This window comes from Bacillus sp. D48C, assembly GCF_053345735.1.
This window is the reverse complement of the sequence record NZ_JBKFAQ010000002.1, coordinates 361,681-385,352: the sequence shown is the minus strand read 5'-3', so window position 1 is coordinate 385,352 and position 23,672 is coordinate 361,681. Positions and strand designations below refer to the sequence as shown.

23 protein-coding genes and 4 pseudogenes are annotated in these 23,672 nt (G+C 33.5%); 19 read left to right on the top strand and 8 right to left on the bottom strand.

Features of this window, described 5'->3' with window-relative positions:
* The first annotated feature begins 175 nt into the window (after nucleotides 1-175).
* The 7 genes and pseudogenes from ACLBXA_RS07090 (at nucleotide 176) to ACLBXA_RS07060 (ending at nucleotide 6,424) form a co-directional block, all read left to right on the top strand.
* Nucleotides 176-765: pseudogene (locus ACLBXA_RS07090) on the top strand (sugar-binding protein).
* 5 nt (nucleotides 766-770) lie between these two features.
* Nucleotides 771-1,268: an SMI1/KNR4 family protein gene (locus ACLBXA_RS07085; RefSeq protein ID WP_000427920.1), complete on the top strand. Its 498-nt coding sequence runs from the start codon at nucleotides 771-773 to the stop codon at nucleotides 1,266-1,268.
* A gap of 135 nt (nucleotides 1,269-1,403) precedes the next feature.
* Nucleotides 1,404-1,577 (top strand): annotated as a pseudogene (locus ACLBXA_RS07080) (signal peptidase II); the annotation flags it as partial.
* Between the two features lie 182 nt (nucleotides 1,578-1,759).
* Complete coding sequence (locus ACLBXA_RS07075; RefSeq protein ID WP_000843839.1) at nucleotides 1,760-2,266, top strand: DUF3902 family protein; 507 nt, start codon at nucleotides 1,760-1,762, stop codon at nucleotides 2,264-2,266.
* Between the two features lie 258 nt (nucleotides 2,267-2,524).
* Nucleotides 2,525-3,691, top strand: coding sequence for a serine hydrolase domain-containing protein (locus ACLBXA_RS07070; RefSeq protein ID WP_044782833.1), 1,167 nt, complete (start codon nucleotides 2,525-2,527; stop codon nucleotides 3,689-3,691).
* 343 nt (nucleotides 3,692-4,034) lie between these two features.
* Nucleotides 4,035-5,789: an adenine deaminase C-terminal domain-containing protein gene (locus tag ACLBXA_RS07065; RefSeq protein WP_332277435.1), complete on the top strand. Its 1,755-nt coding sequence runs from the start codon at nucleotides 4,035-4,037 to the stop codon at nucleotides 5,787-5,789.
* Between the two features lie 113 nt (nucleotides 5,790-5,902).
* On the top strand, nucleotides 5,903-6,424 hold the full coding sequence (locus ACLBXA_RS07060; RefSeq protein ID WP_000723218.1) for a hypothetical protein: 522 nt from the start codon (nucleotides 5,903-5,905) through the stop codon (nucleotides 6,422-6,424).
* 125 nt (nucleotides 6,425-6,549) lie between these two features.
* On the opposite strand, the gene ACLBXA_RS07055 is transcribed toward ACLBXA_RS07060, so the two are convergent.
* The gene (locus ACLBXA_RS07055) at nucleotides 6,550-7,929 is read right to left on the bottom strand and encodes a catalase (protein ID WP_000344194.1); all 1,380 of its coding nucleotides are present in this window, start codon (nucleotides 7,927-7,929) and stop codon (nucleotides 6,550-6,552) included.
* Between the two features lie 301 nt (nucleotides 7,930-8,230).
* Between ACLBXA_RS07055 and ACLBXA_RS07050 the strand changes: the two genes are divergently transcribed.
* From ACLBXA_RS07050 to ACLBXA_RS07035, 4 genes and pseudogenes are all read left to right on the top strand, one after another.
* Nucleotides 8,231-9,448: an aspartate aminotransferase family protein gene (locus tag ACLBXA_RS07050; RefSeq protein WP_001286468.1), complete on the top strand. Its 1,218-nt coding sequence runs from the start codon at nucleotides 8,231-8,233 to the stop codon at nucleotides 9,446-9,448.
* Between the two features lie 238 nt (nucleotides 9,449-9,686).
* Nucleotides 9,687-11,144, top strand: a complete 1,458-nt coding sequence (locus tag ACLBXA_RS07045) for an MFS transporter (RefSeq protein WP_098578334.1) — start codon at nucleotides 9,687-9,689, stop codon at nucleotides 11,142-11,144.
* 192 nt (nucleotides 11,145-11,336) lie between these two features.
* Nucleotides 11,337-11,516: pseudogene (locus ACLBXA_RS07040) on the top strand (hypothetical protein); the annotation flags it as partial.
* A 281-nt stretch (nucleotides 11,517-11,797) separates the two neighbouring features.
* Nucleotides 11,798-12,646 carry a PRK06761 family protein gene (locus tag ACLBXA_RS07035; protein WP_001093193.1) on the top strand — a complete coding sequence of 283 codons (849 nt, stop codon included), beginning with the start codon at nucleotides 11,798-11,800 and terminating at the stop codon, nucleotides 12,644-12,646.
* A gap of 188 nt (nucleotides 12,647-12,834) precedes the next feature.
* On the opposite strand, the gene ACLBXA_RS07030 is transcribed toward ACLBXA_RS07035, so the two are convergent.
* From ACLBXA_RS07030 to ACLBXA_RS07020, 3 genes are read right to left on the bottom strand one after another with little or no spacing between them, the layout of a single operon-like run.
* On the bottom strand, nucleotides 12,835-13,944 hold the full coding sequence (locus ACLBXA_RS07030) for a DUF4018 domain-containing protein (protein ID WP_000860493.1): 1,110 nt from the start codon (nucleotides 13,942-13,944) through the stop codon (nucleotides 12,835-12,837).
* Complete coding sequence (locus ACLBXA_RS07025) at nucleotides 13,916-15,082, bottom strand: DUF58 domain-containing protein (RefSeq protein ID WP_150158920.1); 1,167 nt, start codon at nucleotides 15,080-15,082, stop codon at nucleotides 13,916-13,918. Before ACLBXA_RS07025 ends, ACLBXA_RS07030 begins: the two co-directional genes overlap by 29 nt.
* Nucleotides 15,079-16,008 carry an AAA family ATPase gene (locus ACLBXA_RS07020; RefSeq protein WP_000581417.1) on the bottom strand — a complete coding sequence of 310 codons (930 nt, stop codon included), beginning with the start codon at nucleotides 16,006-16,008 and terminating at the stop codon, nucleotides 15,079-15,081. Before ACLBXA_RS07020 ends, ACLBXA_RS07025 begins: the two co-directional genes overlap by 4 nt.
* 206 nt (nucleotides 16,009-16,214) lie before the next feature.
* Between ACLBXA_RS07020 and ACLBXA_RS07015 the strand changes: the two genes are divergently transcribed.
* On the top strand, nucleotides 16,215-16,532 hold the full coding sequence (locus ACLBXA_RS07015) for a PadR family transcriptional regulator (protein WP_000991890.1): 318 nt from the start codon (nucleotides 16,215-16,217) through the stop codon (nucleotides 16,530-16,532).
* A gap of 7 nt (nucleotides 16,533-16,539) precedes the next feature.
* Entirely contained in the window at nucleotides 16,540-17,067 is a 528-nt protein-coding gene (locus tag ACLBXA_RS07010; protein ID WP_000448309.1) for a DUF2812 domain-containing protein, read from the top strand.
* A gap of 109 nt (nucleotides 17,068-17,176) precedes the next feature.
* Here the strand turns inward: ACLBXA_RS07010 and ACLBXA_RS07005 are convergent.
* Both ACLBXA_RS07005 and ACLBXA_RS07000 read right to left on the bottom strand, forming a co-directional pair.
* Nucleotides 17,177-17,455, bottom strand: a pseudogene (locus ACLBXA_RS07005) (hypothetical protein).
* Nucleotides 17,456-17,611: 156 nt separating this feature from the next.
* Nucleotides 17,612-17,857 carry a hypothetical protein gene (locus tag ACLBXA_RS07000; RefSeq protein ID WP_000433605.1) on the bottom strand — a complete coding sequence of 82 codons (246 nt, stop codon included), beginning with the start codon at nucleotides 17,855-17,857 and terminating at the stop codon, nucleotides 17,612-17,614.
* 281 nt (nucleotides 17,858-18,138) lie between these two features.
* Here ACLBXA_RS07000 and ACLBXA_RS06995 point away from each other — a divergent pair, with 281 nt between their 5' ends.
* From ACLBXA_RS06995 to ACLBXA_RS06975, 5 genes are all read left to right on the top strand, one after another.
* Nucleotides 18,139-18,522, top strand: coding sequence for a VOC family protein (locus ACLBXA_RS06995; protein ID WP_000364500.1), 384 nt, complete (start codon nucleotides 18,139-18,141; stop codon nucleotides 18,520-18,522).
* Nucleotides 18,523-18,536: 14 nt separating this feature from the next.
* On the top strand, nucleotides 18,537-19,079 hold the full coding sequence (locus ACLBXA_RS06990) for a GNAT family N-acetyltransferase (RefSeq protein WP_000506642.1): 543 nt from the start codon (nucleotides 18,537-18,539) through the stop codon (nucleotides 19,077-19,079).
* Complete coding sequence (locus ACLBXA_RS06985; RefSeq protein ID WP_000106089.1) at nucleotides 19,079-19,660, top strand: kinase; 582 nt, start codon at nucleotides 19,079-19,081, stop codon at nucleotides 19,658-19,660. The genes ACLBXA_RS06990 and ACLBXA_RS06985 overlap by 1 nt, the downstream gene beginning before the upstream one ends.
* A 23-nt stretch (nucleotides 19,661-19,683) precedes the next feature.
* Complete coding sequence (locus ACLBXA_RS06980; RefSeq protein WP_001024247.1) at nucleotides 19,684-20,262, top strand: HAD-IA family hydrolase; 579 nt, start codon at nucleotides 19,684-19,686, stop codon at nucleotides 20,260-20,262.
* A 272-nt stretch (nucleotides 20,263-20,534) separates the two neighbouring features.
* The gene (locus tag ACLBXA_RS06975; protein WP_000845550.1) at nucleotides 20,535-20,846 is read left to right on the top strand and encodes a hypothetical protein; all 312 of its coding nucleotides are present in this window, start codon (nucleotides 20,535-20,537) and stop codon (nucleotides 20,844-20,846) included.
* A 40-nt stretch (nucleotides 20,847-20,886) separates the two neighbouring features.
* On the opposite strand, the gene ACLBXA_RS06970 is transcribed toward ACLBXA_RS06975, so the two are convergent.
* Nucleotides 20,887-21,102: a helix-turn-helix domain-containing protein gene (locus tag ACLBXA_RS06970; protein WP_000974622.1), complete on the bottom strand. Its 216-nt coding sequence runs from the start codon at nucleotides 21,100-21,102 to the stop codon at nucleotides 20,887-20,889.
* Between the two features lie 10 nt (nucleotides 21,103-21,112).
* The gene (locus ACLBXA_RS06965) at nucleotides 21,113-21,595 is read right to left on the bottom strand and encodes a DUF2975 domain-containing protein (protein ID WP_000809121.1); all 483 of its coding nucleotides are present in this window, start codon (nucleotides 21,593-21,595) and stop codon (nucleotides 21,113-21,115) included.
* A gap of 297 nt (nucleotides 21,596-21,892) precedes the next feature.
* On the opposite strand from ACLBXA_RS06965, the gene ACLBXA_RS06960 reads away from it, so the two are divergent.
* A complete protein-coding gene (locus ACLBXA_RS06960; protein ID WP_137050334.1) occupies nucleotides 21,893-23,566 on the top strand; it encodes an alkaline phosphatase in 1,674 nt (557 codons plus the stop codon).
* Nucleotides 23,567-23,672: the final 106 nt, after the last annotated feature.

Sequence of the window (23,672 nt, the reverse complement as noted above, 5' to 3'; positions counted from 1 at the left end):
AAGGGATCTAGTGAGCTAGAAGTAAGATTGATGCAGAACTAATTAGGAATTATCACTGTTTTTTTATCTAAATATCCATAATATCTAATTGACTGTTAGTAAATTCATCAACATGTTGTTATCAGAATATATTTTTATATATATAAATTGATTTAAGAGTTTAGCTAAATCTTCAATAGGCCATATCACAAAAGGAGCAAAAGCATCAAGTGGAGTAAGTACATTTGCTAATGCAGTAACACTAGCAAAAGAATTGAAGCCTACGCTTGAAATGTTACAATCATTTAAGAGAGATGCTTCTTATGCATTCTCTAGTGTTGGTGGAACTATTGTAACCAAAATATACCTCAAGGCGAATTAATAGAAGCTTATTATAAGTTTGCGAAGTCTAAAGATGGCGGTAAGGGTAAGACTACAGAACCATACGATGTAGTACCGTATAGACCAAGCAATTCACCATTAGAAAATCATCATGGCGTTATGGATGTATGGGCTGAACATAATGTCCCTGATTATGTTAGTAGAGGGGCGAATACTCCAAATATAGCTTTAACTAAAGAGCAACACAATGATACTAAAGCGGTTTATAGACAATGGCTCTTTGATAAAACAGGGAAAAAGGTTGGAGGTAAAGTAGAGTGGAAATCTGTTTCAACAAAGGAAATACAAGAATTGACGGAAAAAATGTTTGATGCTGCGAATGTACCACGTTTAGCTAAGCAAGAGTATTATAGGGCTTTTAATCAATATAATTTTAGGGAGTAATTCAGATGGAAAATATTAATCAGTTGATTAAAAAAGTAAAATCATTACCTAATTGTCGAGTTCAGGAGCCTACAGAATTACCGTTAATTGATAAGAATAAGCATATGCTACCAGGTGATTTAAAAGAATTTTATAGTCTTTGTGGTGGTCTAACTTTATTTGAAAATGAGGAATATCCTATTCATATTGTTACCCCAAAGGGGTTTATTTTGGCTAATCCCGTAATTGTAGGAGAGTTATGTGAAGAAGATATTTCATCAACTTGGTATATTATATGCAATGATGGCAAGGATGAATATTTAACAATAGATCTTAGTGAAGAAAGACTAGGTAGATGTTATGATAGTTTCTTTGATCGGCATGGAATAGTTGGGGAGTCGCAAATTATTGCCACTTCATTCACTGACTTACTTGAAAAACTTATTAAGAATAATGGACAATATTGTTATTGGCTAAAGAGTGAATTTGAATCACTGGGTGATGCTTATGATGATCAAGAGTGAAAAGAGAATCTTTAAGTGAGATAGGAAAGTGACAGGGTGTTTGAAAATACGTATTCTATGATGGTTGAACCATTATGGAGTACTATGTGCAATTATAGAATAGAAAAAGAAGTACGAGTTTAGGTGAGATGAGACCATGAACAGAGAAGATTCTCTGAAACGATGTAACAATGGCAAAAGAGAATTTGTAGAACGAGAGATATTATTCCGTTATATGAGTCTGTTCGTTATGGTGAAAAGACGTATACGGATTTAGATGTGGAAGAAATAATGAAGTGGGTAGAGGAAGATGGGAAGGTGGATACATAAATATCCACCTTTTCTTTTTTATACGGAAATTTGATTAACATGAATTCTTTTTTTATATGAAACCGTCTTCAAATAGGTAAACAAAATTAACTTTATTTACTTATACTTTATTACATGTTAACCTATACTTAATTTTTATAAAATATAATTAATTTTTGATTTTTTAAGGGTGTGAAAATGTAATGAAATCGGTATTAAAAAGCATACTTATTTCCTTTGTTTTTTCTGCAGTAGGTATGTGTTGGTTACTGTACGTATTATTCAAAGGGGACGGAGACTGGTTGTTGTCTTGGATAGGTGTATTAATGGCATATTTATCTTTATATACTTTAATAGATTTATATTGTAAAAATACATACGATAAAAAAATAAATAAATGGCTTATAAAAACATCGGTGACTAGTTTTAGTTTTGCTGTATTAGGAATCTCATTTTGTATCATACATGAGCTATTAACACCATGGAGTCTTAGTTTAATGGTGTGGTATTGGTTGCTAATGTTAGTATTATTTTTAACGACTATAATATCATTAATCAGTTTAGTATTTGTTAATCGTAAAAATCACAATTTCACCGTTGGATATAGAATGCTCATACTTCTAAATGTATTTCTTACATTGGGACCAGTATTATGGCCGCTATTACTTTCTATTATTGGAAATGGTATGAATGCTAGTGCGGGCTGGTAAAAAGGAATTTAGATTAGTTGTGCAAAGAATAGGATGACAAGTTGATATAGAATTTTAAATGTTTATGAGAACATGTTTACATAAAAAATGAAAACATGTTCTCTTTTTATTTGCATGCATAACTCTTCCTCAGTTTACCGTATTTAAATTTAAACGTAAGTATTTCGTAAGGAATGGATAAGAAAAAAGAGAGATTTATCATATAGGATGAAAGTATAGCTTGAATCAATCCGATATTCATGGAGGAGAGAAAGCCTTATGAAAAAATGTAATTCAATTAAGTTAGCAAGTTTTGCAGTTTTATTAGCGGGTACTGCTCTATTCACACCTGGTTTTACTGTGACTGCAGAGTCAACTCAAAATATTTCTAGTTCGTCACAAGTACATGATCAAAAGAATCGTAATGGCTGGAAACAAGTAATGCAGGAAACAGTACAGCTTGGTGCTGTAGGAATATTAGCTAAGGCGTCTAATAACGGAAAAACTAGTAGTTTTACTGCTGGCTTGGCGGACTTAAGTACAAAGAAACCGGTGAATTCGGATTATCGCTTTCGGATTGGTAGTGTGACGAAGTCGTTTACTGCGACGACTGTTCTTCAATTAGTAGGAGAAAAGCGCTTACAACTTGACGATCCAATTGAAAAGTGGCTACCGGGTCTCGTGCAAGGAAATGGGTATAATGGTAATCAAATTACGATACGACAACTTTTGAATCATACGAGTGGTATCGCTGAATACTTAAAGTCAAAAGACGCGGACATAATGAATTCGAAAAAAACGTATACAGCAGAAGAAATAGTGAAAATAGGCCTTTCGCTGCCTCCAGATTTCTCGCCGGGTAAAGACTGGTTGTATTCAAACACAGGATACGTAATACTAGGAATGCTTATTGAAAAAATAACTGGAAATAGTTATGCGGAAGAAATCGAAAAGCGAATTATTGAACCTTTGGACCTATCAAATACGTTTTTACCAGGAAATTCACCCGTCATCCCAGGAAAGAATCATGCTCGTGGATATGTAAAAATGGAAGGAACAGGCGAGTTGAAAGATATTACGTATTATAATCCGAGTTTAGCTAATGCAGCTGGAGATATGATTTCTAATGCGGATGATTTAAATAAGTTCTTTTCATCTTTACTCGGTGGTAAGTTACTGAAGGAACGCGAGCTAAAAGAAATGCTTACTACAGTTCCTATAGAAGGAAAAGGGGTTGGTGACGCATACGGTCTTGGAATCTATGAGACTAAACTTCCAAACGGTGTTTCAGTTTGGGGGCATGGAGGAGGAATTCCTGGATTTACAACTTTTGCTGGGGGAGTAATTGGAGGCAAACATACATTGGCTATCAGTCTCAACTCTATAGGTGGGGTCGATATTGTTCCACAGTTTAATAAAATGATGCAAATTGAATTTAATAAATAGATGAAAAGAAAGTGAATGGAATTTTTTTATAGTTATATTTAAAAGAGGTGCTTTTTTAAGTTCGCAACTATGGACAGTAGTTGCATTTATGATATGGCATCAAGTGTATTTCAAAGTGAAAATCAATCTTAATGCTTACGATAAAAATAAAAAGGATGTCAGTTGCATGGCATTCTTTTTATTTTGAAGAAAAGAAATGTGTTTATTTCTGAAAATTGTTATTTTTATAATCTTTTCATATAATGAAAGTAATAGGGGGTATAAAGGGGAGTTATGAATAGATGATACTTTAGTTTGTTAATTATTTCTAATATTAACTAATATAACAGTGGAGTTGAATACAATGGGACAAAATCATTTTAAATGGAGTAATAAGCAATTACGAGAACATGTTGAAGTACTAGACGGCACAAGAAGTCCACACATATTATTAAAGAATGTAACATATTTAAATTCCTATATACGCGAGTGGATGACAGCGCACATTTGGATATATAATGATCGAATTGTATATGTAGGGGAGCAGCTGCCAAAGCAATTAACGGAGTGTGAAGTTGTTGATTGTGAAGGAAAGTATGTCGTACCCGGTTACATAGAACCCCATGCACATCCATATCAGTTGTATAACCCAGAGACGCTAGCGAATCATGCGATGCAGTTTGGGACAACAACTTTTATTAATGATAATTTAACTTTATTTTTCACATTAAAGCGTGAAGAAGCATTTCGTTTATTAGATGAATTCAATAAGATTCCAGCAAGTATGTATTGGTGGTGCCGTTTTGATGGACAGACTGAATTACAAAACGGGGAATCTTTGTTTAATAGTGAAGAAATAGTAGAGTGGCTACAGCATGAAGCGGTGATTCAAGGCGGCGAGCTAACAGCATGGCCCAAATTATTACATGGTGATGATGAAATGTTACATTGGGTGCAGGAAACGAAACGATTACATAAAAAAGTAGAAGGACATTTTCCAGGTGCATCTGAAACGACTTTAGCGAAGTTAAAACTGTTAGGTACAGATTGTGATCATGAGGCGATGACAGGGCAGGAAGCTTTCGCTCGTCTTATGCAAGGTTACACTGTTTCCCTAAGAAATTCTTCAATCCGTCCAGATTTAGAAGTTTTACTGAAAGAATTGTTGGAACTAGGCGTAAAGCAGTTTGATAGATTTATTCTTACTACAGACGGCTCACATCCTTCGTTTTATGCAAATGGAATGACAAACGTTATGATTTCTACCGCGATAAAACAAGGAGTGCCAGTAATAGATGCATACCATATGGCAAGTTATAATATTGCTCGCTATTATAATATGGAGCATGTGCATGGTTCAATTGCGACAGGTAGAATCGCCAATGTCAATATTTTAGAAAGTAAAGAAAATCCGGTGCCAACGAGTGTAATCGCAAAAGGACAATGGGTAAAGCGTGATAGAGTAAACAAAAATGAATCGTTACTTATAGAATGGAGTAACTTCAAAGTAACTCCACTACTGTTAGACTGGACCATAGAAAAAGAGGATATGGTTTTTTCTAATAAAGCAGGTATACACTTATTGAATAACGTTATAACAAAACCATACGTTAGCGAAATCGACTTAGGCCTTAATGAACTGTCTATTGTTCATGATGAATGTTTCCTCATGATGATTGCCCGTGATGGCAGTTGGCGAGTGAATACAGTTGTGAAAGGTTTTGCGAATGAATTAGGTGGCCTTGCTAGTTCTTATTCAGGTACAGGCGATATCATTCTTATTGGAAAGAGTAAAGAAGATATGCTTACAGCTTTTCATAGAGTAAAAGAGCTTGGCGGAGGGATTGTAATTGCTGAAAAGAATGAAGTATTGCACGAAATTGCATTACCATTGCTCGGGATTATGTCGGATGTAAAGATGAGTGAATTAATACAAGAAGAGAAAAAGATGGTGAACTTACTGCAAGCGCGAGGATATGCTTATAACGATCCAGCATTTACGATTTTATTCTTTTCTGCGACGCACTTGCCTTTTATACGAGTAACACCTATAGGATTATATGATGTGAAAAGTAGTAAGGTAGTTGCCCCGCTCGTGAATTTGATAAAGCAATATTAAAAGGAAAGGTCCTATAAAAAATTTATTTTATAGGACCTTTCTCATTTCTAGCATAAGAATATTGTAAGCCTCAAATAATATAGTATCTAAATCATTTGAGGTGATATGTAATTATGAAAAAAATATTGTACATCTTAAGCATATTTATTTTGTGTGTATCGATACAACACGTTGTACATTCTCAAACAGATGCACCAAAGTTAACTTCAGATTGTCTCGAAGAAAGTAAAATTCGGGATGAAAAGTATGTGGAAAATATTATGAAGGACATTAAATCCGTATTTCATTTGGATTTTGATGAAGGTGGCTTTTGGGAAGTTAATAAAAGAGATTTAGAAGCTGCACATTTAATGTATGGTGGTCGGATTGATGATACGTATTATAATTCGTTAACTAAAGTTTTTGAAAGTGGTGGATATAGAGGAGAGCCAAGATTGTTTGTAAAGCCGCTTGAAGCATTTTTACTCTATAAAGAAATAGACGATACAAATGTGATAAAACACCTTGAACTTGAAAAAGGGGAATGGGTTGTTACTGAAACGCAAAAGAAGCAAGGGGAAATAGTGGAATACAAACCGTTGCAATGTGAAAAAGATTATTTGAAAAAGAGATATGAGTATCATAATCCCAAATGAAATAACGGAAATTTTGAAGGAGAAAAATTTCGTTAATACTTGTAAATGAGGCGGTAGAAATTCCTAGTAATTTCGCCATAAAAAAAACGTCATTTTATAGATTAAAAATGACGTTTTTTTTATTCTCAAAGCTTTTGTATTGCACTCTCAATTTTATTCACCAAATCAGCTGACACTTTATGAAAATACCCCAAAACTACCTTTCGAATATCATCGGATATAACTTTCAAATCACTAGCTAAGTTTTCAGCGAGATGTTCTTTTTCTATCGGCTGTAACTTCGTATAAAATTCACCAGCCTGCGTAAAGTCATTTTGTTTTGTTATAGAAGTTCTTTCAAGTTTACCTTCAACGTATCTTCCGTCACCGCTCGTTATTTGCTTAGTCGGTGTCCAATCTTGCTGCTGGTTAATCGTTAATTTGCGAAATTCGGGACCAATTCTTCTTCGTTGTGAATCACTGTAAATATTAGCGCGCCCTTGCAGCATTTTATCATCTGATAGTTCTGCACCATCCAGTAAATTAGAAGGGGAAAATGCGACTTTTTCTACTTGTTCCATAAAATTTTCAGGATTTTTATTTAATACCATTTTCCCGACTGGTATGAGAGGATACGTCTGTTCATCCCATACTTTTGTGTCATCTAAAGGATCATAAGATAGGTGCGCTTCATCTTTCGGATCCATGAGCTGGACGTATAAGCCATACTCCACTGGTTTACCATTTTCAATTGCATCATATAAATCTTTCCCGCTATAATCAGGATTTTCGGCAGCTAGTTTAATTGCTTCTTTACTAGTAATGTACTGTACACCTTCAAATGGGTACCAATGATACTTTACATACTTTCGATTACCTTCCGCATTTCTCCAAATGTATGTATTTACACTATGTCCTGGTATGTGGCGAAGACTTTTGACTGTACCATTATTAGAGTATAAACGGACAACAAAATGAATAGATTCAGGTGCTTTAGCGACAAAACTCCAAAATCTATTAGGGTCTATTAAGTTATTTTTAGGTGAAGGCAATAATGCTTTAATTGTTTCAGGGAAACGCATAGGATCACGAACAGAAAAAACAGGGATGTGATTGCATAAAAGGTCAAAAATGCCTTCTTTCGTATAAAATTTTGTGGAAAAACCGCGTACATTTCTAGAAGTATCCGGTGTTCCTTTCGTACTAACAGCTAACGAAAATCGCACCATAACAGGAACTTTCTCATTAGAATTTTGTAAAAAACTTAATTTAGTATGTTCAGACATCGAATATATCGTTTGAAAATAACCGAACGCACCAAATCCTTTTACATGAACAGGTCTTTCTAAAATTTTTTCATGAATAAATTCTTGTAATGACTCATGCAGTACACTATCTTGCTCTAGTACGGGTCCACGTGAACCAACTGTTTGAGAGTGAAGTTTAGCTTGTTCATTACGTTCGTCATTTTCATTAAAGTCTTTCCCTAGTATAGATTGCCCCTGTTTATCATAGTTTTCATCCATCGATATAGCCTCCAAATCTTTTTTGTCCATTGTTACTAAATATGATTTTATAGCCTTAATTATGTATGACACGCACAGTTCAAAGCAGTAACATACCGCTAGATGAAAAAAACACATATGTAGTGGACCTGTTGAAATAGAAGAAATTATGGAAAAATGAATATCGGGAAGAGAAAGCACACGTTTTACTAAAAATGTGGAAGAAAACCACTATTAAAATTTCAATCTTAAAACTTAATTTATAAACGATTATATAGAGAATGAACGTTAAAAAAGGGAAAATAACTAGGAGGAATTTAGCATGTCGGATTGGTTTCAATTAGATAAAGAATATATGATGTCTACATATTGTCGTACAGAGGTTGCAATGGAAAGGGGAGAAGGGTGTAAACTGTATGATGTAGATGGTAAAGAGTATTTAGATTTATTTTCTGGCGTAGGAGTAAATGTATTAGGATATAATCATCCTAAAATTGTACAAACGACAATGGAGCAAGTTGCGAAATCGTTGCATTTACCGTTTCATTTTTTAAACCCAGTTGCAATTGAGTATGCAAAGAAATTAGTAGGTTGTACTTTAAAAAGCGGAAAAGTCTTTTTTACAAACTCTGGTACGGAAGCGACAGAAACGACATTAAAATTAATTGATAAATATAGATCTATTGCGAATGAAGAGCGTGATGGAGTAGTTGTGTTAAAAGATAGTTTTCACGGGAGGACGTTAGGGGCACTACATTTTACGAGACAAGAAAAAGTATATCAAAATTTTCCTAAAACATCTATTCCTGTATATGAAGTAGAGCGCGAGAATATAGACCAATTAGAAGAAACCATTATTAAAGAAAATCCAATTGCGATTATGCTAGAGCCTGTTTTAGGTAGCGGGGGGATTTATCCTTTATCAAGTGAATATTTACATGGTGTTCAAAATTTATGTAAAAAATATAATGTACTTCTTGTCGTTGATGAAGTTCAAAGTGGAATGGGTCGAACGGGAAAACTATTTGCTTATCAAAATTTTAATATTACACCGGACATTATTCAAATCGGTAAAGGAGCAGGAGGCGGGATACCGCTAGGGGGAATTATTGTAGGTGAAAAGTTATGTGATGTATTTTCACCAGGAGATCACGGGACAACGTTTGCTCACTCATCAATGGGAACAGCATTAGGTTTAACTGTATTAAATACATTACTTGATGATGGGTTAATGCAAGAAGCTTATGAAACGTCACTATATTTAAATGACAAACTGCAAGACATTCAGAAAGAAAATTCTTATTATATTCAGGAAGTGCGTCATGCGGGGATGATGTTTGGGATAAGTGTGAATGACACGAATGAAAATGTGAAGAAATTACAGATTGAGTTAATGAATAAAGGGATGTTAGTCGATGTAACACAAGGGAATATTATTCGATTACTTCCGCCGTATATTATTACGAAAGAGGAAATTGACGCATTCACTTATGAATTTATTTCCTGTGTTCATAACATAGCTGCTACAGCAAGTATTTAAAAAAATATAAAAAAATATAAAAAGCTAAAGAAGCCGCTATTTTAGCGGCTTCTTTAGCTTTTTAAAATAGTAAATTACTTAACATAGAGAGCATCTCATTGGACAAATAATTAATTATGTGAAACAATAATAACAGATAAGGAGACGTTAATTTTCCTTAAGTGCTTCGAATTAATTTTATTCAATAAGAGAAGGTGTGCTTAAAGAAGTTAAATTAAATAAGGAGCTGTTTTATTATATGCAACAAAATAATGATTTAAATTTTGAACCTCAAGACGTTAATATTGTCAATCCTAAACAAGCCAGGAAAGCAGTAATTGCTACTGGTATAGGAAACGCAATGGAGTGGTTTGACTTCGGATTATACGCGTATTTAGCGGTTATTTTAAGTCAATTATTCTTCTCAGGTGTTGATAATAGTGGATTGCAGCTTGTACTTACATTCGGTACATTTGCAGCAGCCTTTCTCGTTCGACCAATCGGAGGTGTATTCTTTGGTAGAATAGGAGATAAGTACGGCCGAAAAATCGTGTTAAGTACTACTATTATTTTAATGGCACTTTCTACATTATTCATCGCATTACTACCAACCTATGAACAAATTGGTGTATGGGCACCAATACTACTTTTAGTTGCCCGAATGATTCAAGGCTTCTCTACAGGCGGCGAATATTCAGGTGCAATGGTTTATATCGCAGAATCTTCTCCAGATAAAAAGCGTGGTATACTCGGTAGTGGTCTTGAAATTGGAACACTCTCAGGTTACATTGCTGCATCGGTAATTGTTACCATTTTGACGTTATTGTTAACAGATGAGCAAATGCTCAGCTGGGGATGGCGTATTCCGTTCTTAGTAGCTGCACCAATTGGTTTGGTCGGTTTATACTTACGCCGTCATCTAGATGAATCTCCAATCTTTGAAGAGATGGAAAAAGCACAAGAGGGATCTGAAGACAATGAACAATTTTCATTTATGGATATTATTAAATATCACAAAAAAGACTTCTTATTAAGCACAGTAATTGTCGCCTTCTTTAATATTACAAATTATATGATTCTTTCGTATATTCCTTCTTATCTAACTCAAGTACTTAAAGTCGAAGAAACAACAGGCTTATTAATTATTTCTATTACGATGGCACTTATGATTCCACTAGCACTATATTTCGGTAAGTTAAGTGATAAAATTGGTAATAAACGCGTTGTGCAAATTGGTTTACTTGGTTTAACTGTATTTGCAATTCCAGCATTTTTACTAATAGGTAACGGACATATTGCAGCTATATTTGCAGGTATTTTCGTACTAGGTTTCTTCTTAAGTGTATATGAAGGAACATTACCTTCATTATTACCATCACTCTTTTTCACCGATGTACGTTATCGAGCACTTTCGATCTCATTTAATATTTCTGTATCGATATTCGGTGGAACAACACCGCTCGTATGTTCATACTTAGTTCATGCAACTGGTAACCCGCTCGCACCAGCATTTTATTTAGCAGGTGTAAGTATTATTGGATTAGTTGTATTTAGTGTACTATTTGTTACGACTTCAGGGCGTGCGCTAAAAGGTTCATATCCTACAGTAGAAACGAAAAAAGAAGCACACCTAATTGCTAAAGAAGACCCTGAAGAAACACTTTGGTGGCATGAAGAGTCATTAGAAATTGAAGCAGGGAAGAATGCTTCAATTTAAAAAGCAACGTAGAAGTATAAAAAGACTCCTATGAATAAATAACGGGTTCAGTTACGGGAGAGAAAATATAAAATAACAAACAAAAAAGGGATGTAAATCACATATGATTTAGCATCCTTTTTTATATTGTTATTAAAATGTTTAAGCACTTTTATGTACTCTTGCTATTTTATATACTAAAACCATTGCTAAATTGGTTGTCTAGAAAGACCTTTAATGATAGCTCGTGGAGATGGTAAAAGTTATATCTATTCTAATTTTAATCCAAAATACGCACAAATGGCTCTAACGATAATTCGAACCCATTATAACTTTTGTATGCCATTTACCACAAACGAAGGGAAAAAGAAAACAGTAAAAACACCAGTATAACAATTGGGTATTACTGGAAAATTGTTTGATTTAAGAGATATAATTTAATTTAGATAGTTCACTCAAATAATGGTGGACTATATTTTTTTAAAGGTAAATGGAAAATTACGTTAAAATAATTATAGAGATTGTGAAAAAATGTTCTTAAACTAACGGTCAGGTTACTTTAAGCAGGATTTTTCAAAGGAAATGGTGAATATCATATTTTGAAGGGGTGATTGCAGTGAAGTAAGTGATTTTTTTATCTTGGTTAAATACTTTGAAGAAAGGGATTTATAATTATGAACACAAAACTAATAATAGTAGAAGGTTTACCTGGATTTGGAAAATCAACCACTGCAAAGCTAATAAATGAAATTCTAAGCCAAAATAAAATTGAAGTTGAACTATTTTTAGAGGGAAATTTGAACCATCCAGCCGACTATGATGGTGTATCTTGTTTTAATAAATTTGAATTTGATAGATTATTATCTAACAGTGGAGATTTTAAAGAAGTGCTTCTTAAAAGAGTTCTAAAAAAAGGAAGCAATTATTTATTACCATACAGAAAGATAAAAAATGAGTTTGGTGATCAGTTTTCGGACGAATTATTTAACGATATTTCAAAAAACGATATATATGAATTGTCATTCGATAAAAATGTTGAATTAATTGCTGACAAATGGAATGACTTTACTGAAAGTGCTCTAGAAGACAATAAGGTTTATATCTTTGAATGTTGTTTCATACAAAACTCATTAACTATTGGGATGATTAAATATGGTGAACAAAAAGAAAAAATAATAAATTATGTAATGAAAGTTGCAAAAATTATAGAGAATTTAAATCCAATGTTATTGTATGTAGAACAAGATAATCTTGAATTTTCATTTAGGAAGGCACTAAAAGAAAGAACTCCAGAATGGTCCACAGGAATCGTCGACTATTACACTAACCAAGGCTATGGGAAAGAACATAACCATTCAGGTGTAGAAGGAGCGATAAAAGTTCTTGAAGCTAGAAGGAATTTAGAATTAGAAATATTCGATATGTTAAAAATGAAAAAAGAAAAAATCAATAATACAAAATATGAAATTGATTCATATAGCTCAATGTTAAAAGATAAGTTAACAATACAAATGGTGAAATAGCTTTTTGCACTAACTGGTACTTTAGTTGAAGAAGGAAATGAAAACGCTCAGAATATTTTCTGAGCGTTTTAGTTTGCTATTTATAATGCGAAATACATACAAATTATTGTGTTATTTCTAATGGTTATTAGCATTTTTCTCTCCCTAAACTGAGCACATGAATGAAAAAATAGGAGTCTTTTGTTGTCTTATTTCTTTCTTTTCTTCAAATGTTTTTGATATGCATAAAGCTTATGAATCTCTTCCTTAAATTCATGCAGAAGTACAATGCTTTTACCATTTGAATAACGCACCGTATTATAAGCATCTATAATAATATCACTTTGAATATTTACATCTTCTTCATCATGTATTCTTTCTAGCCAAGCCTCAACAGTTTCTCCCCGTTTTCTATTTAAAGGAGGGGTTAACTTACTCTCTAGCTTGAAAATTTCCTTCCGAATTTCGTTATGTGGCGGTTTATTTCGTTTAAAACGATTTTGGCTCATTCCTTCTTTATCAGTAATGATAGTAGATTCGAAGACGTGCATATTTGGTAAACTTAAATGTTTTCGTTTTTTTACTATTTTCCAAACGACGTAAATAGCGATAGCTGTACAGACTATTATTGTAGCGCTATTTATGAGTATTGGATCAAAATCAGGAATTTTTTTTCCGTCTTCAATTTTTGGTTTTAAGAGATGTCCTTTATTTGCCCAAACATCTTCAGTATCTTTTAATTCCGCTGCTTTAATTAATGGCATTAAAGCATAGCCGACGCCTAATGCGACTACTTCCGTTATAAAACCAAAAATAAGTCGAATGAAAGGAAATATTTGAACAATTAATATACTCATTAAGCCAATCGTAATGATAGAAGCAAAACGTAATAGTTGTTGTTTGCGATTTGCCCCGGTTAACCAAAATGTAATCATAAGATGCAAGGCTAACATTAATAGTTTCCACAACGGTGGAAAGGGTGCATAAAATATAACTGAAACGACAAACCATACAATACCACCTAAAGATTTTTGAACTGGATATCCAGGTCCGACCACATGTACGATAAAGAAAAATAGTGGTAATATGATTGTGCCAAAAAGAGAAAAAGGTAAAAATAAAGAGAAAAGAACGATTTGAAGAACTAAAAGTATTACAAATCCTGTTGTTTTTTTCTGCATAAATTTATGAATAAGAAATACTCCAATATAGCCTGTTGTTAAAAATATTGCAATACTAATTAGTTCATCTCTTTCTGTTAATAATGAAAGCAGGAGGAGCAGAATGAAATCATGAATGTGATATAGCCAAGTTTTCAACCGATTCCACCATCCCTTCACTAGTAATGAGAAACGTTGGCTGCGAGAGAAGAGGGAGTTCATTTCTTTGTAAACCAATGTATATCATTGTAGACGATCGTTCTCTCTTTCTCGTTACATAATGAAGGAATCCTTGTTTCGGAAGTAACGTACTATCATCTGAAATACGGGCTAATTCTTCTAAAGCTTTTGCATATTGCGTTTGCCCTTCATGTAACGATAAATGTAATGCACCACCTTCTGCTAATACACTAATAAATAATTCAAACGGTATTTGATGCTTCGTTGCATATTGGCAAATGTATGTTGCGAATGAAATTAAATCTTCAACATTATCTTTCCAACCAAATCCACGATCGGCAGCTAAAGAAAGACAAATCGTCCAACTATAATTTTTTACAGGTTCATATTGCTTCGCTTGTAATTCCTGCATTTTAGCAGATGCCTTCCAATGAATAGAACGGAATGATTCACGTTCATAGCGTTTTACACCTATAATAGATGTTTCGTCATTGTAAAAAGAAAAATTCGTTTGATAGGATCCGATTAAAAGTTGCTGAAGTTCTTGCAAACCTGCTACTTCTTTAGGAGAAGGATACACAATAATTTCAGTCCTTAATTTATCAAAAACAGGTAAATGTACAGTTAATAGATGAAATGGATCTTTTAATACACATTCAAACTGTTCAATTTGAAACACCCCACGCTTCGTAGCGGTTAATGTTAAATCCCATTTTTGTGCCGAATGTGCAGGTTGTGAAAATGGGAAAGAGAATAACGTTTTTGATATTTGTTCAATGCCTTGCTCTTTATGCGGTATAAGGGACGAATTTAAATGAAAGTAACAAACACCATTAACGAGCGGTATGCTGGCTCCATTTTTTAAATGAATAAAAAACGGTCCAGATTCCTCAGGAAAAAGCCGTGTAGTTTGTTTCTCATTTATGATTTGAAACTTCTTCTCTATGAAAGCGACATATTTATAAATAAAAATCGCAAATATATAATAGAAGAAAAAGAGAAACATAAGCATTCGTTGCGGGAAAAAGAATGTGAAAAGTAACGCGATTGGAACGGTTAGTTGAATAATATGAAGTTGAAAAAATAAAGGTACAGTTACAACGCGCTGTCCATTCATGCTTGCTCAATCTCCACGGGTACATCAACTTCTTTTAAAATACTTTGCATAATATCATTTTTTGTCGTACGTAATGCACCTTCCATTGATAAGACGATACGGTGATTCCAAACAGAAGGAACTAACAATTGTATATCTTCTGGTGTGCAATATTCTCTCCCATGTAAAAAGGCTAAAGCTTGAACAGCACGTACTAAAGCTAATGTGGCACGTGGGCTTACACCGTTAGCGATATAATCATGATTTCTTGTAGCATGAGCAAGTTTAATAATGTAATGTTCTAACGGTTCCGAAACAAATATTTCTTTTACTCGTTTTTGAGCTTCTAAAATATCTTCTAATGAGATGACAGATGTGACACTTTCTAATGGTAAATCGTTCCGAAAACGTCGCATCATTTGTAACTCATCTTTAGGAGTTGGATAACCAATTGAAATCGTCATTAAAAAGCGATCAAGCTGTGCATCTGGAAGAGGGAAAGTCCCTTGTGATTCGATTGGGTTTTGCGTCGCAATAACAAAGAACGGTTTCGGCAGAGGCGTAGATTTTTTTTCGAGCGTCACTTGTCGTTCTTCCATCGCTTCTAACAAACTCGACTGCGTTCTCGGCATTGCACGGTTAATTTCATCTGCTAGCAAAATGTTTGTCATAACCGGTCCAATTCTTAATTCGAATTCGCTTGTTTTTGGGTTGAAGTATTCAATACCTGTTACATCACTTGGAAGTACATCAGGGGTGAATTGAACGCGAGAAAAACTACCACCAATACTTTTGGAAATGGTTTTCGCCAGTAACGTTTTCCCAGTACCAGGCACGTCTTCGAGTAGTGCATGTCCATCAGCAAGAAGTGAAACGAGCAGTAGATCAATAACATTTTCTTTCCCAACAAACACAGATCCGATGTTTTCTTTCAATTTATGTATCATATGTACCATTCCTTTCATTATAAAAGAGCTAATATTTCTATATTTTAACAAATTATTCAGAAAATTTGTATGGTTTTTTAATTCAAAGAAATGGATATTTAATTATTAAATTACTCTTGCATATTTTGGAATATGATTATACAATATCGCCTTATGATGTATCGCAAGTCGATATATCATAAGGCGATGCATCGGAGGTAGTTATAATGAATGCGAAGGCGCAAAAATATATTCCGTTAACTGAGGCGACATATTACATACTGTTATCACTAGTGAAACCAATGCACGGATATGGAATTATGCAAATGGTAGAAGAGATGACAAATGGGGAAGTAAAGCTTGGTCCTGGTACTTTATACGGGAATACGACGAAGTTACTAAAAGAGAAGTTAATTGTTGAAGTTGCCTCTACAGATAGAAAGAAGTGCTATGAGTTAACGCCGTTTGGGAGAGAAGTGCTGGAACTGGAGTACAACAGATTACAGCGGTCTGTAAAGAATGGAAACAGTATATTAGGGGAGTGAATGGAAGATGGAGACAAAGAAGATATTCAAACCTTTCGCAGTATGGAGCTTAGAAAAAGAAGAAGCGTATTTACGTAAAATGCATCAACAAGGCTGGGCGTTACAAAAGTATAACGTAATGTATAGGTTTAAGAAAACTGAGCCGAAAGATGTAGTATATAAAGCAGACTTTAGATTAGAGTATAAAGATTCGACAGAAAAACAAAAAGAATATATCGAAATATATGAAATGTGTGGTTGGAAACATGTAACGAGTTTTGCGAAGTGGAATTACTTTTGTAAAGAAGTAGAAGAGGAAAATGAGTTACCTGATATTTATTCAGACAAAGAAACGAAGATACAAAAACTTGTTGAATTGATACAGTTCGTTGCAATTATGTTTGTAATGTTAATTCCAGTGCTTTACTTATGTTTTCTTGGAGTATCAGAATCAGGATTATATAAAGGTATGGTAGGGTTTTTAGTTTGTATATATTTATATGCGTTTATTAATTTATTTAGGAAGATTAAAAAGTTAAAAAAGGAAATATTTTAACAAAGAGTGATATTCTTAGAGAAGATATATGTTGATGGGAATCAACTTCTCTAATTTCTATATATATTTTTTTTGTTCATTCTTTTTTATATAATAAAAGACCAACTTTTTAATTCATAGAACTAACAGTTACAAAGATAATATCAGTAACAACACCTAAAAAAATCATAAATGAAGAAGAAATAATCAACAATAACGAACTAGCAATTAATATTAATTTATTAGATTTTTGATTTTAAAAATGGTAGTAAAGTAAAAGACTACAAATAGTAGAAACAATCCATATTGTTAGATCGTAAGGAGTCGTTATTTTCTCCCAATCGAAGATCCAAAAGTAAAAGATGACTATATGACAAGTTAATAGTAGAAATATTGATGGAAGCGTTATCTTTTTATTGTTTGTTTTACCTCTCTTATGTAAACATTTCTAAAAGAGTGCGAAGTTTAACATATAATAAGGAAGAAATACATTTTTAATTAAGTTATTAAACGGAAAAATCCCTTATAGAAAAATCTATTTCTATAAGGGATAATAATGTTTTTATTAGAAAGACTGATTTTGAGCAGGTTTAATAAATTGTTCTGGGTTTTCAACAAGCCCACATACAGCGCATTGGACGCGATAAGTAGGTCCTTGATAGGCCATATGAAAAGCATTCATCGTGTCATTTGTATATTCTTCTTCTACTTGACCAGTTTGTGGATTTAATTTGACTGGTTTTACTTGTTGCTCAAGAATATTAAAGCGAGTACGGTTCGTTTTACAACTTGGACATAGCATTGGTTCCATATGTATACACCTCCATTTGTATCATTTCTTAAACTCTTTAATTTTATGCAAGCAAAAAACTTTCTCAATATAAATAGGTGTTTAATGTATTTAAAATTCAGAAAAAATAAAATATAATAAAAGTACGAACTGGTTATGTCCAAACCAAATCTCCTGTTTTATGCCAATAAGCTGGGGGGCCGAGAAATCGGCCTCATTTTTTTTGCTCATTACTACAAAGAACAAGGTTTTTATGAGACTTTTGTCGAAATTTTAGGGGTAGATATAAAGGGGGATGTAAAATGGATTTGAAAATGAAGTACATCATTTTATATGTAGAAAAGTTTGAGGAATGTTTAAAATTCTATAAAGATATTTTACAGTTACCTATAAAAGCAGAGCACGGTACATATATTGAATTTAATACTGGAACTACCATTTTAGCGATGAATACGCGGCAAGATGTGAAAGAATTAACAGGACTACCGCTTACAGAAGGTGAATTACAGTCTTCTCATTTCGAATTAGGATTCGTTGTTGAGAATGTACAAGAAACGATTGAGCAATTTAGAGAACAAGGTATTAAGATTTTAGTTGAACCTATTGTAAAACCGTGGGGACAAACAATTTCTTACATTGCTGATCCAGATGGAAATTATATTGAAATTTGTAGTTCATTAGAATAGAGGGAGAAAGAGAGATGGGATTTCCGAAACTAGAAACAGAACGTTTATTCTTAAGAGAACTTACACTATTAGATGCGGAAACGATGTTCCGTTATTTTTCGAAAGAATCTGTTATACGTTATTTCGGAATGGATTCTTTTCAAAATATTGAGCAAGCGAAAACAACGATTCAAACGTTTAAAAATCGTTATGAAGAAGGAAGTGTATTTCGCTGGGGAATCGAGAAAAAAGGGACGGGCCAATTAATTGGGACGTGTGGATTTCATTTAATTAACAATCATCATAGACGAGCTGAAATTGGTTATGAATTAGATGATACATATTGGGGACAAGGGTACGCAACGGAAGCGTTACAGGCGATTTTAGCTTACGGGTTTGAAACATTGCAACTTATAAGAATTGCTGCTGTTGTATATGTAGAAAATAAAGCTTCTCAAAAATTATTAAGTAAAGCAGGGTTTCAAGAAGAAGGATTACTTCGAAAACATATGATTCAAAATGGAGTTGCTCATGATACTATTTTATATTCTTTATTAAAAGAAGAGTGGAAGAAGTAATGAGCACAAACGAACTTATAAAGATTATGAAGAAGCATAGGGAAAATAGATTCATTTTAGGTATAGATGGTTTAAGTCGATCTGGAAAAACAACATTCGTAGCAAATTTAAAAGAAAATATGAAACAAGAAGGCATTCCGTTTCATATTTTTCATATTGATGATCACATAGTGGAGCGTAATAAACGCTATCATACAGGATATGAAGAATGGTATGAGTATTATTGTTTACAGTGGGATATTCCATACTTGAGGCAGAAGTTTTTTCAGAAGTTACAACATGAGACAAAACTGACTTTGCCTTTTTATCAAGAGGAAACAGACTCATGTGAAATGAAAAAAGTACAGATTCCTATTGTAGGCGTAATTGTTATTGAAGGAGTCTTTCTACAGCGAAAAGAATGGAGAGATTTCTTTCATTATATGGTCTATTTGGACTGTCCAAGAGAGACAAGGTTTCTACGTGAGAGTGAAAAAACGCAGAAAAACCTTTCAAAGTTTGAAAATAGGTATTGGAAAGCAGAGGATTATTACTTAGAAATGGAATTGCCGAAGGATAGGGCGGATTTAGTCATTGAATGATTTGAAAATAGAAGGTGAATAGAATGAATATTTTATGGGATTTTGATGGGACGTTATTTGATACGTATCCTGCATATACAATGATGCTTTCTGAAATATTAGGTGATTCAGTAGAAAAACAAGAAATATACAAAAACTTAAAAATATCATACTCTTATGCAATTCAATATTATAATATTTCATGCGAGCAGGAAGAAAAAATTAAAGTTTTGAAGGGGAAATTTACTCCAAAAGATATGGAACCTTTTGCGGGTGTCGAAGAGGTTTTGAAATTTGCAAATAAAAATGTGATTATGACCCATAAACATAGGAAAGGGGTTATGGCCATTTTAAAATATTACGGCTGGGAAAAATACTTCGTAGATATGGTTACAATTGACGATGGCTTTCCTCGAAAGCCGAACTCTTTGGCTTATAATCATCTGCATAAAAAATACAATATTGATTTAGCTATTGGAGATAGAGAATTAGATTTATTACCTGCAAAAGAATTAGGTATTTCAACATGTATGTTTCAAGGTAATTGTGATGTAGCGGATTATTCTTTATCACATTACTCGGAGTTTTTTAAGGTAGTGATAAATAGAGAGTTTTCTTTATAAAATAAGTTAGTATTTAAGACTGTATATTTCATTTTAAAGGTACAGTCTTTATTTTTTAGAACTATTTCATTTTATTTTCTGTATATAAAAATTGCTAGGAGTTAAAGAATGTCCGTCCATCTTTATTAAAGAAGTAGCCAGGTTAATTGTTAGATAGAAATAAACTGAAGGATAAAGTGATAGCGTCCACTTTATCTTTTTTATGTTTTAACCAAATTATGGTTATTCGTGTTAATATGAACTCATAGCTATATAGAAGGGGTGGGGTTAGTATGAAAACAGAAATAGTTCCTAAAAAGAAGTACAGTATAATAAGCTATATATCTTTACTCATCGGTATTTTGTGTTTTCTATTCGTGTTTATAACGCCAACAAGGATAGCGAATGCAGGTAATATAGTTGGAGATTATATTACAATTGCCCTGACAGGTGTAGGTATCATGCTTTCAATAATCACAATGACGAAAAGAACAGAGAAGAAGGGAATTGCTATTCTTTCATTAATACTGTCCTCATCATTTTTTATATTTTGGATCATAGCAATTATCCTATTGTTTACTGGTCAAATTAGTTTTGCGCCGTAATGTGTAATAAAAAGAGTCCTTCTCGTATGAAGGACTCTTTTTATTCGGTTTCTTCAGGTTGATATTCTAAAATATCACCCGGTTGGCATTCTAATGCTTTACATATTGCTTCTAAAGTTGAAAACCGAACTGCTTTTGCTTTTCCGTTTTTCAAAATAGAAAGGTTAGCCATTGTAATTCCAACCTTCTCCGAAAGCTCTGTTACACTCATTTTTCTTTTCGCTAACATTACATCAATATTAATGATAATTGCCATATTATTCACCTCAGACCGTTAAATCATTTTCTGATTTTATATCTATAGCATCTTTTAATAGTCTTTGGAGAACGGCAGCAAAGACCGCGATTACCATTGAAGCAAAAATCATAATCATTCCGATAATAATAATGCCAGGGGCGTCATCTCTCTCTGCCACAAGATAGAAAAGTGGCATACCTAATACATATAATACACTAATTGCCAATGCGCTGTACTTAATATTTTTTAAAGCTTTAACAGATAACTCTGAAAATGCGTTGTTTTTATCAATATAGTTTAAAAGCTTAAATGTTTGGTACAGTGCGAAGTAATAAGGTAGTGCTGTTGCGTATAAGTTGATAAATACAAGATATTTAATATATGCAATATCTGGATATAATTCTGCGGCGAAATTTCCTATTTTAGGGACTAAAAAAATGCACATAGCAAGAACAGGGATTCCGATCAGAATCACAACGGTCTTTAAAAAGAGTGTGGATCCTTGTTTCATAAAAAGCACCTCATTTATTTAATATCTTATTAATTTAACATGAAATTTATTGTTTAACAATAAATTTTTATTTCTTTTAATCGAGGATTTATTGTTAAACAAGTAATTAATGAAAAGAATGCTAAATCTTTTTTATAAGATAGATGAAACATACCGATATTTAATAAAGGAAAGAAAGGGAAAGTAACTATTGTTAGCTTTATGAGAATTGGGAACTAATAAAACATATGTAGGTTGTGGAATGAAAAAGGAGATAAGGTGTATTGAAATGAGTGCAAAGTTTATGGAGGAACAATCATGTTGAATTATGGTGTGAAGATGAAAAAGTTGCTATTAGTGGCAGCTATAATAGTAAGCGTATTAAGTACGGAAAGTATGATGAATTATCATGCGGCCAAAGCTAAGGTGAAAAAAGTAGAACATCAGCCTAAAAATATAATTATGATGGTTATGGACGGAACGAGTTCAACGGCGACAACATTGGCTCGCTGGTATAAAGGGGCACCGCTTACGTTAGATCAAATTGTAACAGGAGGAGTTCGTACGTTTTCGGCGGAATCAGCTATTACAGACTCAGCGCCAGCAGCAACAGCATTAGCAACTGGAAATAAATCAAATTCAGGATATGTAGGTGTATTACCTTCTATTGTAAGTTCGCCTAGCTTAGAGCCAATAAAAGAAGAGGACAAGTTACGGCCGGTCGCAAACGTATTAGAAGGTGCAAAACGTACTGGTCGTGCAACTGGAATTGTTGCTACATCTGAAATTCAGCATGCTACTCCGGCGGGATTCTCGGCTCACCATGTCAATCGCAAGCAATTTGACGTAATTGCGAAGCAGCAAGTATATCAAAATATAGATGTCGTATTAGGCGGGGGAAAAGCGGCGCTGTTACCTATGAAAAGTAATGGAATCCGAAAAGATGGTGAAAATTTAGTAAAGGTGATTCAAAACAAAGGATACGATTTTGTTGAAACGAAAGATGCGTTATTGAACTCCAAATCTAATAAAATTTGGGGCTCTTTCTCACATCATGCTCTTGCGTTTGATCTGGATCGTATAGCAACAAACCCAGAACAACCAACACTTTCTCAAATGACAGAAAAAGCAATTCAAACATTATCAAAAGATAAAGATGGTTTCTTTTTATTCATAGAAGGTAGTAAGCCTGATTGGGCAGCCCATGCTAATGATCCAATTGGGATGATTAGTGATATATTGGCATTTGATGAAGCGGTAGCAAAGGCGTTACAATTTGCGAAGAAAGATGGGGATACGATGCTCATCGCTTTAACTGATCATGGTAACAGCGGCATCTCTATAGGGAATAGGAATACGACAAAAGGATACAATACTACACCGGTTTCTGCATACATTGATCCATTGAAAAAGGCGAAAATGACACTTGAAGGAACTATAAATAAACTGAAATCTGATTTATCAAATGTAGAAGATGTAGCTAAATTATATGGTTTGGATAATCTAACTCATGATGAAAAAGAAAAATTAAAAGTGGCAAAAAAGAAAATGGATGTAGGACGAATTCTTACTACATTATTGGCTAATCGTGCAAATATCGGCTTTACGACAGGAGGACATACAGGTGAGGATGTATTCTTACATTCTTATGGACCTCAAAAACCAGAAGGCTTAATCCAAAATACAGACATTGCGAAGACGATGGCGAAAGCGATGGGCTTTAACTTAGAAGAAGTAACGAATAAAATATTTTTAGAGAGTGAACAAGCCTTTAAAAAAATCGGTGCAACTGTAACAGCCGACAAAACCGAAGGAGCAAACCCGTTACTCGTAGTAAAACATAATAAAGTAGAAGCACAATTATTTGGTAACAAAAATATAATTCGTATCAATGGTAAAGGGTATGAATTAAGAAGTATTATTGTAGAGAGTAATGGAAAGTGCTATGTACCAGAAGAAGCAATTCAACTATTTGTAAAGCATTCTCGTTAAAAAATTGCCAACCAGTTAAGCTAACTGGTGGCAATTTTTTGTGTTCATTCTAAATATAAGGGCTCGGATTGTTTTGTAAAGTTTTTCAGAGGAGACTTGTATAAAT